Annotated in this window: 14 protein-coding genes; 4 read left to right on the forward strand and 10 right to left on the reverse strand. The window is 64.1% G+C overall.

Annotation, left to right across the window (positions count from 1 at the left end; translation table 11 throughout):
- Window positions 1-28: 28 nt before the first annotated feature.
- Together P1IM2_RS04410 and P1IM2_RS04415 are read right to left on the reverse strand one after the other, a co-directional pair.
- Window positions 29-460: a hypothetical protein gene (locus P1IM2_RS04410; protein WP_186401527.1), complete on the reverse strand. Its 432-nt coding sequence runs from the start codon at window positions 458-460 to the stop codon at window positions 29-31.
- Window positions 457-663 carry a hypothetical protein gene (locus tag P1IM2_RS04415; RefSeq protein WP_186401528.1) on the reverse strand — a complete coding sequence of 69 codons (207 nt, stop codon included), beginning with the start codon at window positions 661-663 and terminating at the stop codon, window positions 457-459. Before P1IM2_RS04415 ends, P1IM2_RS04410 begins: the two co-directional genes overlap by 4 nt.
- A 413-nt stretch (window positions 664-1,076) precedes the next feature.
- On the opposite strand from P1IM2_RS04415, the gene P1IM2_RS18835 reads away from it, so the two are divergent.
- The 4 genes from P1IM2_RS18835 to P1IM2_RS04430 all read left to right on the forward strand — a co-directional run bounded on the left by P1IM2_RS18835 (window position 1,077) and on the right by P1IM2_RS04430 (window position 3,817).
- Window positions 1,077-1,211 carry a hypothetical protein gene (locus P1IM2_RS18835; protein WP_260833902.1) on the forward strand — a complete coding sequence of 45 codons (135 nt, stop codon included), beginning with the start codon at window positions 1,077-1,079 and terminating at the stop codon, window positions 1,209-1,211.
- Between the two features lie 72 nt (window positions 1,212-1,283).
- Window positions 1,284-1,424: a hypothetical protein gene (locus tag P1IM2_RS04420; protein ID WP_186401529.1), complete on the forward strand. Its 141-nt coding sequence runs from the start codon at window positions 1,284-1,286 to the stop codon at window positions 1,422-1,424.
- Between the two features lie 3 nt (window positions 1,425-1,427).
- Entirely contained in the window at window positions 1,428-2,102 is a 675-nt protein-coding gene (locus P1IM2_RS04425) for a lasso peptide biosynthesis B2 protein (RefSeq protein WP_186401530.1), read from the forward strand.
- A gap of 419 nt (window positions 2,103-2,521) precedes the next feature.
- Window positions 2,522-3,817 carry an asparagine synthase-related protein gene (locus P1IM2_RS04430; protein ID WP_186401531.1) on the forward strand — a complete coding sequence of 432 codons (1,296 nt, stop codon included), beginning with the start codon at window positions 2,522-2,524 and terminating at the stop codon, window positions 3,815-3,817.
- An 8-nt stretch (window positions 3,818-3,825) separates the two neighbouring features.
- Here the strand turns inward: P1IM2_RS04430 and P1IM2_RS04435 are convergent, their stop codons facing one another.
- The 8 genes from P1IM2_RS04435 to P1IM2_RS04470 all read right to left on the reverse strand — a co-directional run bounded on the left by P1IM2_RS04435 (window position 3,826) and on the right by P1IM2_RS04470 (window position 13,591).
- A complete protein-coding gene (locus P1IM2_RS04435; protein ID WP_186401532.1) occupies window positions 3,826-5,841 on the reverse strand; it encodes a prolyl oligopeptidase family serine peptidase in 2,016 nt (671 codons plus the stop codon).
- Between the two features lie 185 nt (window positions 5,842-6,026).
- Entirely contained in the window at window positions 6,027-8,561 is a 2,535-nt protein-coding gene (locus P1IM2_RS04440) for a TonB-dependent receptor (protein ID WP_186401533.1), read from the reverse strand.
- Between the two features lie 103 nt (window positions 8,562-8,664).
- Window positions 8,665-9,654, reverse strand: a complete 990-nt coding sequence (locus tag P1IM2_RS04445; protein ID WP_186401534.1) for a FecR family protein — start codon at window positions 9,652-9,654, stop codon at window positions 8,665-8,667.
- Window positions 9,651-10,292, reverse strand: a complete 642-nt coding sequence (locus tag P1IM2_RS04450; RefSeq protein ID WP_260833903.1) for an RNA polymerase sigma factor — start codon at window positions 10,290-10,292, stop codon at window positions 9,651-9,653. Before P1IM2_RS04450 ends, P1IM2_RS04445 begins: the two co-directional genes overlap by 4 nt.
- A 218-nt stretch (window positions 10,293-10,510) precedes the next feature.
- Window positions 10,511-11,122, reverse strand: a complete 612-nt coding sequence (locus P1IM2_RS04455; protein ID WP_186401535.1) for a GntR family transcriptional regulator — start codon at window positions 11,120-11,122, stop codon at window positions 10,511-10,513.
- Window positions 11,119-11,994, reverse strand: coding sequence for a phytanoyl-CoA dioxygenase family protein (locus P1IM2_RS04460; protein ID WP_186401536.1), 876 nt, complete (start codon window positions 11,992-11,994; stop codon window positions 11,119-11,121). Before P1IM2_RS04460 ends, P1IM2_RS04455 begins: the two co-directional genes overlap by 4 nt.
- Entirely contained in the window at window positions 11,991-12,614 is a 624-nt protein-coding gene (locus P1IM2_RS04465) for an acyl-homoserine-lactone synthase (RefSeq protein WP_186401537.1), read from the reverse strand. Before P1IM2_RS04465 ends, P1IM2_RS04460 begins: the two co-directional genes overlap by 4 nt.
- 98 nt (window positions 12,615-12,712) lie before the next feature.
- Window positions 12,713-13,591 (reverse strand): helix-turn-helix transcriptional regulator, encoded by an 879-nt coding sequence (locus tag P1IM2_RS04470; protein WP_260833904.1) that lies wholly within the window; start codon window positions 13,589-13,591, stop codon window positions 12,713-12,715.
- Window positions 13,592-13,696 lie beyond the last annotated feature (105 nt).

Below are 13,696 nucleotides of genomic sequence, written 5' to 3' on the forward strand. Positions count from 1 at the left end.
AGGCCGATAGCGACGGTGGCGCGATCCTTCATGGGCAGCGATGCCCCTGCCAATAGCGGTCCCACTTGGCAGCATATCCGTTCCGCACCATTGCGCACGAAAGATCCCCCGACTTCGGCGAAACGCAAAAGGCCGCTGTCCGGTTTCCCCCGGCGCCGCCCGCGGAGCGGCAGTGCATCGTCGGGCCGCTGACTTTCACATGGCCGGTTCGCAACTTGCCCTGCGGCGTGCCAACGAGCTCGGCGAGATGATCGCGGGCGGCAACGGGGTCGGCGGCCGGGCAGGGGTGGCCGGGACGGCATGAGCCGTCCATTTCGCGCGCCGCGATGCCCGACAGGCGAATGTGCGGCCCTTCGGCGCACCAGATCGGCCCGTCGCCATCCCAAACGGCCGTGGGCGTGCAATCGAAGGATTGGCCCGCAGGAACGACCGCGGCCGCGAGAACAAGCGCAACTATCATTTCGGCTCGCATCCTTCCGGCCAAGGTTCGTCAATGCCCCAGACATCGCACACGCCATGGCTTTGGGGCTTCACCTTGGTCGATATCACCATGCGGCTGCGCTCGTCCACGATCTCCACGAGCAAGGCCGCAAGCGTGCCGGCAGCATAATCGTCGCTCCGTTGGGGCTCAGGGCGACCGCGACCATTCTTGCCCTGCCGCATTGTCTTGATCTTGATTCAGGCGCTGTCCCGCAGTTGCTGGCGATCGATCCGGCGCATGTCAGTGCTCGACCAGGCCGGCGCGGCTGTTCCCCGCCTCCGGAGCTCACGCCGCTGACCGAGAACGCTGGAACATCCAATTCCGGCTCCAGTTGTCGTTGCCAATCGACCATACAATCCTGAATGAAAACCCGCACTTCGAAATTAATGAGGTGTGTGACCGGGTTCCGCTACGCATGTCCAGGCGAAAGCTAAAGGTAGCGGAATGCGCCCCGACGTGCATTTCCTTGGCTCGGTCGCCTTTTTTATGACCTGGTATCCGATTATAAATGAATTATAAAATGGATGCCCCCGAAACCGGGGTATAACTTCATGAATGCGACTCATTCTGGTCGCGTCTTGAAGTGAGAAATGCCATGAAAACGCTCGAAAACAACATCGTCGATCTCGGCGATGCGCGCATCGAAACCCGCGGCGTCGACGTCGAGGGTCCGGTCGACTTCCAGACCCTTCTGAAGATCCGCAATGGCGGCATCCAGGCCGACGACTGAAGCGTCCGGCGTGCGGCGCCCGGGGGCGCCGCACGCCCTTCGCCAACTCGAGCCTTTCAGGAAGGACTAAAGATGAAAAGCAATACCCATGAGACCCAGATCATCGACCTCGGTGAGGCGCTCACGGCCACTCGCGGCGTTGATCTCGAAGGGCCCGTCGATCTCCAGACGTTGATGAAAGTCCGTCAAGGCGGCATCAGCGACGAGGATTGACCGATGCGGCATGCAAAAGGAAATCGGCTGCACGCCGATTTGCCGTGCGCCGCGTCAATTTATCGACCTCGCTCCTCGCTCCGCTATTGCGCGATCGGGGAGCGCATTATCTTTCTGGATATCGCGGCAAGCCGATACTTTCTGCTGGAGGGGAGGGCCGCCGGATATTTTTCGGATTTCCTAGCCGGCGAGTCGAGTCCCGAAGCCGTCTCTTGGTTGACCGAACAAGGTCTGATAGAGCGCGGCGAGCCCGCGGTGCCAACCTTCCTGCCAACAGTTGCAACGTCCAGTTTGCTCGAGGGCCCCCTTCCACCACCTCGCATTGCCACCGTTGTGGAAATGCTCGCCGCGCAGGCTCTCGCGCGGCGAAGAGTGAAGCGCGAACAGATGTCGACGCTGTTTATGCCGTCGCCAGATGGTCTCTCGGATATCGGGGAGTGCATTCCGCTCATTGCCGCCTTTCAGCGCGCCGCGCGCTATTCCCAAGCACAGGATCAGTGCCTCGCCAATGCTGTCGCTTTACGTTCGATGCTCGCCCGTCGCAGCTTGAGGTCGACGCTCGTCATCGGGGTCCGGCTTCCATTCGCTGCGCACTGCTGGGTGCAATCGGGCGACTACCTCTTGAGCGACCCGCTCGACCGGGTCATGAACTTCGAACCGATTGCAGCCGTGTCATGAGCTTTTGGTTCCGCGCTGAAATTGGCGCCCACAGCCTCTCTCCGCTGGCAGAGGGCGTGTTAGTGCCAGATTATACGACCCCCAACATGCGGGTCTGGTGCGGGCTGCCGCTGGTCTCGCTCGGGCGAGAGGGCTGTATTGCGGGCTATCTGTTTCGCCGCGAAAGCCCCTGCGGCCGCATTATCGAACTCGATCCCGACGAGCAGCGAAGGGCGGTCGCGACGCGCGGAGCGTCGCTGCTTGCGGATTATTGGGGCGGATATGTAGCGCTTTTTGCCGAGCCGAGCGGCGGAGTCTGCATGTTGCGCGATCCCTCTGGGATGCTTCCTTGTTATCTGAAGCGATCGGGCGGCAGCGTCCGCGCTGCCAGTGACATGGGCGCTCTTGCCAAACCGGGATCCGTCGCGATCGACTTTTCGGTGCTCGCGCGGATGTTCGCCAGTGTCGACGCGCTTGGCCGTAAGACCGGCATTGCGGGAATCGAGGAACTGCTGCCGGGTGAGCGGCTCACCGCCACGAACTCCCGCACCGCTATAGACATGGCGTGGTCGCCATGGACGCATGTTCGCTATCGTCCCCGGCTCGGTTTCGAAGAAACCGCAGAGCAGTTGCGGGCCGTCGTCAAGGCATCGGTCGGCGCATGGGCGAGCTGTTTCGACTCTATACTGCTCGGCGTCTCCGGGGGTGTCGACAGTTCGATTGTCGCGGCGGCAGCGATCCCTCGCGCGCCAGGTCTCCGCTGCCTTACTATGGCTGAGCCTGGGACCGATGGCGACGAGCGGCGCTACGCTGGAGCGCTTGCCGCCAAGCTTGGCAGCAGACTTGAAGCGCGCCTTTACGATGCGGGAACGGTCGATTTGTCGCGTCCCGTTCTGCCTCACAGTCCGATACCAAGTGGTTCGCATCTCATGCAGGCGATCGCAGCTGTTCATGCCGAACTCCACGATCAGAAATGTGTTGATGCCTATTTCACTGGGAATGGCGGCGACAATATCTTCTGCAACATGCACAGCGCTGCGCCGCTGGCAGACCGCTTTCTCGCCTGCGGGCCTATGCCCGGACTGTTTGCGACCGCGCGTTATCTTGCCGATCTTACCGGGTCGCCGCTCACAAGCGTGTGGGCGCACGGCTGGCGGCGCGTGCGGAAGCGGCGCCACCCTCACCCCATCCGAGCGGATCTCGCTGGCCTGACGACGGAGGCCGGGAAGATGGCCCTCGATGCAAGCGATCGTCACCCGTGGCTGGCGGCCCCAACCGGCGCGCTCCCCGGCAAGAAGGCCCATGTGGCCATGCTCGCCCGCGCGCAGAAGAGCATCGAGCTCTATCCGAGAGACAGCGCGTCGCCTCAGATCGCACCGCTCCTTTCGCAGCCCATTCTCGAGCTCGGTCTGTCGATTCCCACCTGGTACGCGGTAAGGGGTAGCCGCGATCGTGCTGTCGCGCGGGCGGCATTTGCCGCTGATTTGCCGCCGCTCGTTCACGAGCGGCGAACCAAGGGTAGCCCGAGTGGTTTTCTGCGACGCGTGTTTGACGCGCGGATGCCACAGGCGCTCCACCTATTACGCGGCGGCCGCTTGGTCGAAGCGGGCCTTCTCGACCCGGCCTATCTCGATCGTACAGCGGAGGCCGCCTGGCAGGACGACGGTCGCGACCACCGGATTCTCACGCTGTGTGGCGCCGAAACCTGGGTGCGCTGGTGGGAGGGACGAAGCTAGGTCGATGATCAGGCACCGGTGCGCTCATCGGCCCGACAACGCGCCGGAATGGCATCCCTCATCCTGTCCCACTCCGCATAGCGGCTCGCCGAAGGGGATAGAGGGTCACGTTCCCCCTTCAACCAATAGTCGAACCAGGCGAGATTTTCCTGCATCGCGGCCATCCGGTTGGACGGAATGTGGAAGATGTGGGTTTCGTCCGAGCTGTCATCCTCTCCGGGGAACAGGCTCAGTTGCGTCGGCACGCCGGCTGCGCGAAGTGCCCGGTAGAAATCGATCGCGCCGGCGTGCGGCGCTGCGACTTGCTGCAGGATAGCACCGCACGCTTCGCCCGTGCGCAGCGACGGCGACAGCGCGAGATAATTTGGCAGAAATTTCGGATCGAACGGTGATCCGCCGAAGACCGCACGGTAGGATTCGGGCATGTCCGGCTCATACACAGGCTCAAGATAGGCACCGTCGCCGCTGGACGCCGCACGGAATATTTTCGATTGCGTCATCGCGACATTCACCAGCTGGGATCCGCGGCTGTAGCCCGCGATACCGACGCGCTCCCTGTCGATTACCCCTGCTGCGGCCAGTTCTTGGATAGCGGTCTCGAAGCTCGCGACCCCTGTCAGCCAAAGAAGCTTCCGCATCTCCTCAGGTGGCATTAGGCCGCGCTCCGTTGCCCATGCCCTATCGGCATCGTGCAGATCCTTGTTGAACCGCGAACTTGGGATGTTGATCAGGAGAACAACATATCCGCGCTCGGCCAGCACTTGCGCCGGATATTCCCACTGGTTTTCCTGAACGGCAAAACGCTGATCGGCGTCGTAACCGTGCGTAATGACGATCGCGGGATAGCGCCGTCCCGTAACATAATGGCGCGGCCATATGACATAGCCCGTGGCCTTGTGGCCGTAGCGATTGGTCCAGGTTCGCGGTGTAACCTCGAGCGGCGCGATTTCGTCATGCTGATCCGATACCGATGCGACTTGTTCCACCTTGCCGGCGTCGACATCGATCGTCACGATCGAGGGCGGCCGACTCTGCCCCTCCGCGATACATGCGCCGTTGCGGAGCGTTGGCGTGAAATCGCATTGGATCAGGCTCGCCTTCCCCCAGATGGTCCGCAATCCCTTTGCCTCGATCACGGCTATCCCATAGCGCGGATCCTCAATCGTCCGCGCGTTGACGATCGCGCGGCGCCCATCGGCCGTCCGGAAACCGCCGAAGCCGGCTCCGTGCCCGATGGAGAAGGGGAAATGACCATAGCTGTATCGCTTGCCATTCTGGTCTGTCTCGACGATCTCGCGGCTCCCGCCAACCCCTTCAGCCGTGAGACGTCCGCCACGAGGGCCGGGCAGCATCCAGGACGCAACTTGCACCGTCGATCCGATTTCGCGCGATCGCTTTTCGGCAAAGGACCAGGCCATCGTCCGCTTGCGCTGGCGGCCGCCTTCCTCGGCATCCATCAGGACATATTCGAATCCGGTCGCGGACCAGTTGACGTCGCCCTTCGAAAAGATCGAACGAAGATCGCTTCGCGGTCTTTTGGCAACCAGCTGGATGGAACCGTCGGCGGCGCGAACGTAGAGCGAGGCGGTCGCTTGTCCGCGCGGTCGTCGCATCCCGCGCTGTTCGGCAATCTCCTCGTCATGCTGCACCCCGCGTTCCGGGCGGATGGCGTCGAGCAGAATGTAAAAGAGCCAGAGACCGTCAGGCGACCAGCTATAGGCTTTGACCCCGATGCCGAGCGGGGAATGCGCAAATCCCGGCAGGAGCCAGCCGTCGACCTCGCCAAACCGCACCGTCGCCGGGTGGATGATGATCGGTGCGACCCGTCCGTCAGGCTCGACCCGGTAAAGCTGGACTCCTTCGCCGCGATCGATCAGCGCGCTCCACGCCTCGCTTCCTGGAATGCGGCGGAGCTGGTCGATCCAGCCCGCGCGCAAGATCTCGCGCTTCGCGCCGGTCGCGAGATCGACCAGCGTCAATACCGCGACCGTCTTGTCGCTTGGCCTGTCGGCGATGCGCGTCACATAGGCAGCCCTCTTGCCATCGGCGGAGATAGCGATTGCTCGAAGCTCCGGAACGCTCAGCTGATCGTCGAGCGTCCAGTGTCTTCCCCCGGCCAAAGTCGGAGAGGAGATCAGTGCGGCAGCGGCGCCAATCACGCCCCATACCAGCCAATTGGCCCGAGCAGATAATAGCGGATACCGCATCCTCACCACTCGGTCCGAAGCGTGATGCCGAGAAACCGCCCCGCCGGGGAATAGTTAGTCGTGTCATAGGGGGTTTCTGCGGGCGACGCGGTGAAGATCGCCGCAGGCTTGGCGTTGAAAAGGTTGAGCGCGCTCAGCGTCACCCGGGTGCCGCTCGCGACCCCCAGCTCGCCATTGAGGTCGAATGTTGTGAGACCGCGCACCCGCACGGCCGTGGCGCGGCGGTCATCGTCGAGCGCTCCCGAATGGCTGATGAAAGCAGCGACCGACACCATCTGGTCAGCCCAGGCAATGCCGCCCCGGGCCCGGAGGCGCGCGGGATGGAAGATCGTGCCAGCCAGCTTCGTCCATGGCGCGTCGGGTCGGATTCGCTGGCGGCTTTGCAGCAAAGTCGCAGCTCCGGAGAGCGAGAACTCGCCCCCGCCGAGGGGAAAGCGATAGCGGACCGTGAAATCAACGCCACTATAGCGCTGACGTGCGATGTTGCGGTCGCGCAGATCCAGAAAGGCCACGACATTCGCCGGGTCATAGGCGGCGCCCGTTACATTCTGGAATGGCGGCAAGGCCCCGGCAATGATCTCGTCGAGCAGGTTCGCTCCGGGCGCGCGCGTGATCGAATCCTCGAAAACCGGATTGTCGAGCGCGCCCGCGGATGAGGCGAATGGCGTGGCGACGCGGTCGCGATAATCAATATCGAACCATGACACTGTAAGGTCGAGGCCCTGGACCGGGGTCAGCTGCGCACTCAGCGTCCAGTTTTCCGAGCGCTCAGGCCCGATACGGCTGTCCGGCCCCGCAGCGTAGAGCACTGTCGCCGTCGCCGGAAGGCCGGCGCCATAGCGCGACGCAGGTGCCAGAACGGCCGTGTAGCCGCTATATTGCTGGGCGAGCGTCGGCATCTTGAACGAGCGGCCCCATGAAAGCCCTAGCCGCAGGATCGACATGGGCTCCCACGCCAGCCCGAGCTTGGGCGTGACGATCCCGTCGGCGTCCGAATAATCTTCGAACCTCAGCGCCGCCGTGAGCGCGAGACGGTGCAGCCCCGAGATCTCCTCGGCGGGCGCCGCCAGCGGAATATGAATCTCGCCATAGGCGAAGATATTGTCGCGGCGCCGCGCGAGCGTTCCCGTCGGCGCCACCGACCGGAAGAAATTGCGCCGCGCGCCGCCGCCGATCGCGAGACGGACCTCGCCCGCGGGGAGTGCGAACAGCGGTCCCTGAAATCCCGCTTCGATGGCGATGTTGCGGTTGAAGAAGTGTCGGTCGATGCGCGCGAGCTCCGCGCCGCCCGCGAAGAGCCGCGTCGCGCCGCCCGTCTGGTCGGTGCCGAAAAAGCCCGCCGTCTTGAAGGTCCAGTCGCCGCCAAGCTCGATCGCAAGCCCTGGTGCGATACCGACAATCTCGGAGGTGCTCACCGCATCGAACCCCGATGTCTCGGGGGTCGAGCCGAGCGTGAATGCGGTCACGCTGTGATTGCGGCTGCGCTTGTATAGCATGTCGGCGGTGAGGGTGACATTCTCGCCGAGCACCTGATGGCCGCTCGCAAGCAGGCTGTGACGATGCTGCGCGGGGAAGAGGGTCGTTGCCGGATTTGCAGCGGCGGTATAGCTGCGGTCGCCCGCGCGGATCATCGTGGAACGGGTGAAATCATAGGCTGCCATGATGCCGCCCGAAGCCCATACCGAGCCCCCAACCAGTCCGGCCTGTTGCTGGAAATTGCCGCCATCGGTCGAGGCGCCGAGCCGCCCCATCGCCGACACGCCTTCATAATCGCGCTTGAGGAGGATGTTGACGACACCCGCGACCGCGTCAGCGCCATAGATGGCCGACGCGCCATCGGCGCTGATTTCGATGCGCTCGACCGCTGACACCGGGATCGCGCTGACGTCAATCACCGACGACACGCCGGTATAGGCAAAGCGATTGCCGTTCAGCAAAGTGAGCGTAGCGTTCGGGCCGATGCCGCGGAGGTTGAACGTCGAAGCGCCATTGACGTTGGCATTTTCGTTACCAGCGCCTTGGCCGTTGCCGATGCCGGGATTTTGCCCGCCACCGAAATTTTGCGGCAGGCTGCGCGCGACCTCGCCAAGATCATTTTGGCCGGCCTTGCGGATATCCTCCGCCGTCACGCGAATCAGTGGAGCGACCGGGGCGGCCCCTGCGATGCGCGATCCGGTCACGACAATCGCTTCGTCTTCGCTCGCGGCGAGCGGCGAGGCCGCTTGAGATCCGTCCGAGATGATCACGGCGCCCGCCTCGAACCTTGCGATAAGGCCGCTGCCCGCCAGCAGCGCTTCGATTGCCTCGCGCACCGACAAAATGCCTTTCAGCGGCGGTGCGGATTTGCCCTCGAGATCGCGCGACGATGCGTAAAGCTCGATTCCGGCAAGCGTGGCGGCGCTGCGCAACGCGTCGCCGAGGTCCTGTGCCGGCAGATCGTAGGACCGGCGCTCCGACGGATTGGCTTTCGCGGCCGCCGGTGAAAGACAGGTAGCGCTCCCCACCAGTAGCGCGGTCAGAAAACGGAACTTTTTCAACTTTATTACTCCCCCGATATTCTCGGCCGCGCATCAGACAGGGCGGCCAGTGGGGGTGCATTGACGAAAGAAGCCGAGCGACCTTAGCCGCCCGATGAAAAAATTATCGGCGGCTGAGGTGGATGGCGTCCGCCTGGCTGTCGACCGCTAGGTCGAGCAGCATTGCGATCCGTTCGGCAAACGCCTCGGTCTCACTGATGTGGAAGCGGCCCGACACCTCGCGTGCGGCTATCGCGCTATCGTCGATGACGATTGGGACCGCCGCATAGCGATTGGCCTCGGCGACGAGCGCGCCGAGCCTGATCGACCGATAGTCCGCCCAGCCCGCGGGCCAGCCGGCCGGAATGACCGTCGCCGGCGCCGCGACAGGCGCGAGCCGCTTGCCCGGCCCATAGGCAAGCGCGCTTCCCGCCTCGACTCGCTTCGCCTCTCCGCTATCCCCATCCGCGCGCACCTCGGCCGCGCCGCGGCGCAGCGATGCGACGACGGTCCCCTCCGCGTCGAGACTGAGATCGATCTCGGCATCATTGGCTATCGCCCCGCCGCGCCCCGCCTCGATCTTCAGCGGGACATCGCCCCGCACGACCGAAAGCCGCACCCGTCCCCTGACCAGACGAACGCTGCGTGTGTCCTTCGCGAACGCAACGTCGAGCCGGCTGTCGGTGTCGAGCGTCGCGCTCGACCCGTCGGCAAGACGGAAAGTCCGGATCTCGCCGCGCTGCGTCTCTATGGGTTCGGCGGCGAATGCCCTTGCTGCGACGCCAGGCTGGCCGGGAAGCGGGGCGCCTGCGGCCCCGATTGCGATGATCAGAAGCGCGAGCGCGGTGGCGGCAGCGCCCCATGCGAACCAGCCGCGAACCCGGCCGCGCCGCGCGTCGGCATGTGCCGTTCCGTGGCGCGGTGACGTCTTGAGGATCGCGAGCGCGGCCATGCGCTTCTCTGCGCGCCGATAGGCTTCGCGATGCTCGGCCGATGCCTGCAGCCACGCATCGAACTCGTCGCGGAGTGCATCTCCATCACCGCCGCGCAGTTTAACGAGCCAGGCCCGTGCGACTTCATCGACCGTGTAATCATCGCCGCCGGCTCCGCTCATTGTTCGCCGTCCACCACCTTTGCGATCAGACCGAGTGCTTTCATCATATGATATTCCACCGTCGCGATGCTGATGCCGAGCTGCTCATGTATCTCGCGATAGGAGAACTCGTCCACCCGGTGCATGAGAAAGACACGGCGTGTCTTCGGCGGCATGGCGTCAACCGCCTGCTCATAAAGTCGCAGCAGATCAGCGGCTTCGAGATTCCATTCCTGGGTCGCCGGGGTTGCCGCATCGCTTTCTTCGCGCAGCGAAAAGAGGGCCGTGGGCGCAGACTTGCGGCGGCGCGCCCGGTCAATCAAGAGGTTCTGGGCAATGCGGCGCAGAAAACCGCCGGGGTTGGCGAGCCGGTCGCGCTGCGCGCTTCCTGCGGCGCGCGCAAAAACTTCCTGTACAAGATCGGGCGCTTCCTCTGCTCCCGCCTTGCGGCGCAGGAAATAAAAGAGCGACGCGCGGTGAGTGCGGTACGCCGTCTCCAGATCTTGCCCGGATACGCATCGCTGTTCGGTCGGCACCGGACGATCGTCGGGATGCGCGTGGCACGCTGACGACACCGAAAAGGGATGACGCGACGGGGCGCGGTCGCCGCAGGTACAGGAGGGCACGGCACAAAATCCCGCAGGCACGAGCGGCGCCATCCCGCCGCGGCGGGATGCCCGTCTCTCCATGCTGCGCCGCCGTTCGGTCGCGTGTGCGATCCAGGTCCGGTTCGGCCGCCGGTCCGGTCAGGGACTGGCGCATTTAATGCCTGGCGAAAGATTTCGCGCAGGAGCTGCCAGCGATGCTTCTGCGCCGCTGAATCATGTCAAGTGCGAGGGGCGCTGACAAGCAAAAGTGTGGGATGCGGTCTCGCGCATCAAGCCTGGCCGCCCTGGTGAGCGCCAAGCATCCGTGCATAGCGCGCCGCCTCGTGCGCCCGTCTCTCATGATAGCCAAGCAGCAAATTTCGGACCGCGGCCTGCGGTTCGGCATCGGCGACTGCGGTCTCGATCCGGCGGTACTCGCTCTCTACGTCGCCGAGGATTGCCGCATCGAAGTGCCGCGAGAACTGCAGCCGGTCGCCGATCGCCGCTATGCTCGCGACGATCTCGCCGTTCGAAGTTCGTTCGGCGATGGCGAGGAACAGATCGGCGATCCGGTCGGGATAGGGCTGGTCGGCAGACACCGTCGCTGCGGCCGCATTCGGTGCCGTCGCAATCGCGGCGAGCAGGAGCACCAGATGCAGTTCGAGAAGATCGCGAAACTCGGTCTCGGTGAGGCGATGCACATGAAAACCCTCACCCGGTCGGAAGTCGACCATGCGTTCGCCATCCAACCGGAAGAGGCTGTCGCGCACCGGAGTCAGACTGACGCCAAGTTCATCGGCGACGCGCGCGGCTTCGATCCTCGCGCCGGCCGGCCATGCGCCCGTCATCAGGCGCCGTTTGACCGCTTCATAGGTCGGCTCGAACACATGCGCGGGGCTCATTGGGCGTTCCTTTGGCCGGCGGCAAAATCGGCGACGGCATCGGCCTGGTCGGGACGAAGCGCATCGACGGCGCCGACTGGACCAGGCGGATCGTCTTGCAGGAGGATGGAAGGGCACTGCCCCTCATAATTGCCAAGGTTGGGGCGGTGCTGCGCATAGCCCGCTAGCGCCGCGAGCCCGGGCGGAAAATCTCTTGCGACGTGAGGTGGGTAAGCCAGCCACAGATTTTCATAGGGCTTCAGCCATCCTAAACTGTAGCTCACGAGCAAGCCGCGCCGGACATTCTCGCTGATGTTCGCGCCAGCGCCATGCGCGGTCGATCCCAGAAAGCAGATCGCCGACCCGGGTTCGCATTCGGCATATATGGGAGGGCCGGGATCCTCTTTGGCCATACCGCTGACGCCATGGCTGCCCGGATAGATTTCGGTCGCGCCATTGTCCCTGGTGAAGGGCGTCAGGGGCCAGAGGACATTGACCAGATATTCCTGGCTGCCGTCTGCCCCGCGCCACATGTCCTGATCGCGATGCGGAAACTGCCGCACTTCACCGGGGTGGATCTCGATCGCCTGCGTGAGGTTGAGCTGGATGCGTTCGCATCCCGTTCCAAGGATCGCCTCGACGGCGGGCAGAACGAGAGGATCGAGCACCAGATCGGCCATGTGCCCCGAGCGCCGCAACAGGCTGCCGAACCGCTTCGTTCGCCGTCCGTAGAAGTCGCCCTGGCAAAAGGGCGTTTCGGCAAAGACCGGCTCGAGATCCTTCGCGAGGGCGTGCACAGGCGCGGGTGCGACCCCATGCAGGATGCAATATCCGTCGCGGCGGAGCTCGCTGACGAGGCGCCCACGGGCGGCGTGGTTGATAGCCCTTCTCATGGTGCGAGCTCCCCGCTTTCGAGTCTGAGCCCGAGCGGCGCCCATGTTCCCGTCCGCTGCAGCCCGGGAAGCGTGTCCTCATCGATCCTTATGCCGAACGCGAGGATCGGGCATGCCCCGTCGGGCCGCGCGGGGCCGAACGCGCGGCACGACCAGCCGAAGCTGCTGATCTTCGCGAACCAGCGCGTGTCGGCGATCCCGACATATTCGCGGATGCCGCTGTGAAGGGCATGGTCCGCAAGGGCGCTGACGAGCTGATTGCGCGCGTCGAGACGCTCTGCCGCCGTTTGCGCCGGGTCGAGGCAGAAGCGGCTGACCTCCCAGATGCTCTCGTCAGAGGGCGCGCCGTCCGGGCAGAGGTGCGGGTAGATGTTGCCGAGAAGATGCGGCGATGTCGTGGGCAGCAATCGCGCCGATGCACGGTGACGCAGATCGTCGGGATCGAGAAGGATAAGATATCGGGCCTGCGGATTATCGAACTGGTCGAGCTCGAAGCGGTCGTCAAGGGCAGGAAGATCCCATTTTAACCGGTCGATGAACACGTGTTTGCGGGCGGCGAACATGGCGCGCAGCGCCGCGTCGCCGGGCGCAGCTGGCGCCCGCGGGGATTGATCGGTCATGAAATGTCCTTCGTTGCTGGAAGCTCATTTCAGACCACCAATCCCGCGGGGCGGCTATTCCCATTTATGGGCAAGCCTTTTGCGATTGGACCGCCGGATTAGTCGGGGCGCCACCAGTCGTAGATGTCGGAGAAGCCAATCAGACCGTCGAACAATGCGCAAAGGATCAGCATCGAGCGGCAATGGACCGAATAGCGATCGCGCGCCATCTTGAGGTGGCGCACCACCGTCTCCTCGCTGATCCCGAGAATATCTGCGATCTCGCCGGCGGTCTTGCCGCGCGCCGACCAGAGCACGCATTCGCGCTGCCGCTCGGTGAGGATGGAACGTCCTCTCAGAGGGGCCGTGCCGACGAGCTCGCGCGCCTTCGCGATCGCAACGGCACCGATGATCTCTGCGACATGGAGCATATGGCCGGGCGTGTCGGCGCGCGGCTTCACGGCAAAAGAGCAGGATCCGCTCGCCTCGCCGGGCAGATGACGCGGAACGGTGAATCCGTCGCCGACGCCGCTCTCTCGCGCGACGCTGAGAAATTGCCGATCGCCGCGCGACAGCGGAATAAAATGGTCGACATTGCGCCATTCGAAGCCGGTGAGCGATCGCTCGCCGGCGCGCCGGATCGGGTCGGTTGAGCGGAGGTCGAGGCCGATATAAATCCGCGCCCAGGCCTCGGGATAATTATGGACAAGGATTGACGCGTTCTCGCCGCCGCGTCGTTCGAAGGCGAGCGCGAAATGGTCAAAACCCATACGGTCTGCGGCTTTCGCGAGCGCCGAAAAAAGATGGTCTTCATGCCCGGCGCCTGAAATTTCGTGCGCGAGTTCCTCTGTCAAATAAAACTGCTTCACGTCGATAATCGGCCGCTGGCGCGTTCCCGACCCGGCTGCCCGCGGTCCGCTCCCTGGGTCGAACGCCGCCGGTTCCTCTCCGGGACGCGCGAGATTGGGACAAGTCACCGACGGGTCCTGATATCGCACGCCGGACGGCAGTCTTCGCTGCCTCGGCGCGGCAATCTATCGGTTCCAACGGTCTAACGTCCCGAGAAATGACGTAAAGCCTGTGCGAGTAGAAGATGGGACCAT

It is taken from the genome of Sphingopyxis sp. P1IMeth2, from assembly GCF_900185685.1.
In the GTDB taxonomy this organism is placed as follows: Bacteria; Pseudomonadota; Alphaproteobacteria; order Sphingomonadales; family Sphingomonadaceae; genus Sphingopyxis; species Sphingopyxis terrae_A.

Excerpts from the sequence above, each read along its gene's own strand:
- P1IM2_RS04425 (WP_186401530.1), top strand. The coding sequence starts at position 1,428 with ATGCGGCATGCAAAAGGAAATCGGCTGCACGCCGATTTGCCGTGCGCC.
- P1IM2_RS04450 (WP_260833903.1), bottom strand. The coding sequence starts at position 10,292 with ATGGCGCCGCTCGTGCCTGCGGGATTTTGTGCCGTGCCCTCCTGTACC.
- P1IM2_RS04415 (WP_186401528.1), bottom strand. The coding sequence starts at position 663 with ATGCGGCAGGGCAAGAATGGTCGCGGTCGCCCTGAGCCCCAACGGAGC.
- P1IM2_RS04460 (WP_186401536.1), bottom strand. The coding sequence starts at position 11,994 with ATGAGAAGGGCTATCAACCACGCCGCCCGTGGGCGCCTCGTCAGCGAG.
- P1IM2_RS04465 (WP_186401537.1), bottom strand. The coding sequence starts at position 12,614 with ATGACCGATCAATCCCCGCGGGCGCCAGCTGCGCCCGGCGACGCGGCG.
- P1IM2_RS04455 (WP_186401535.1), bottom strand. The coding sequence starts at position 11,122 with ATGAGCCCCGCGCATGTGTTCGAGCCGACCTATGAAGCGGTCAAACGG.
- P1IM2_RS04420 (WP_186401529.1), top strand. The coding sequence starts at position 1,284 with ATGAAAAGCAATACCCATGAGACCCAGATCATCGACCTCGGTGAGGCG.
- P1IM2_RS04410 (WP_186401527.1), bottom strand. The coding sequence starts at position 460 with ATGATAGTTGCGCTTGTTCTCGCGGCCGCGGTCGTTCCTGCGGGCCAA.
- P1IM2_RS18835 (WP_260833902.1), top strand. The coding sequence starts at position 1,077 with ATGAAAACGCTCGAAAACAACATCGTCGATCTCGGCGATGCGCGCATC.
- P1IM2_RS04445 (WP_186401534.1), bottom strand. The coding sequence starts at position 9,654 with ATGAGCGGAGCCGGCGGCGATGATTACACGGTCGATGAAGTCGCACGG.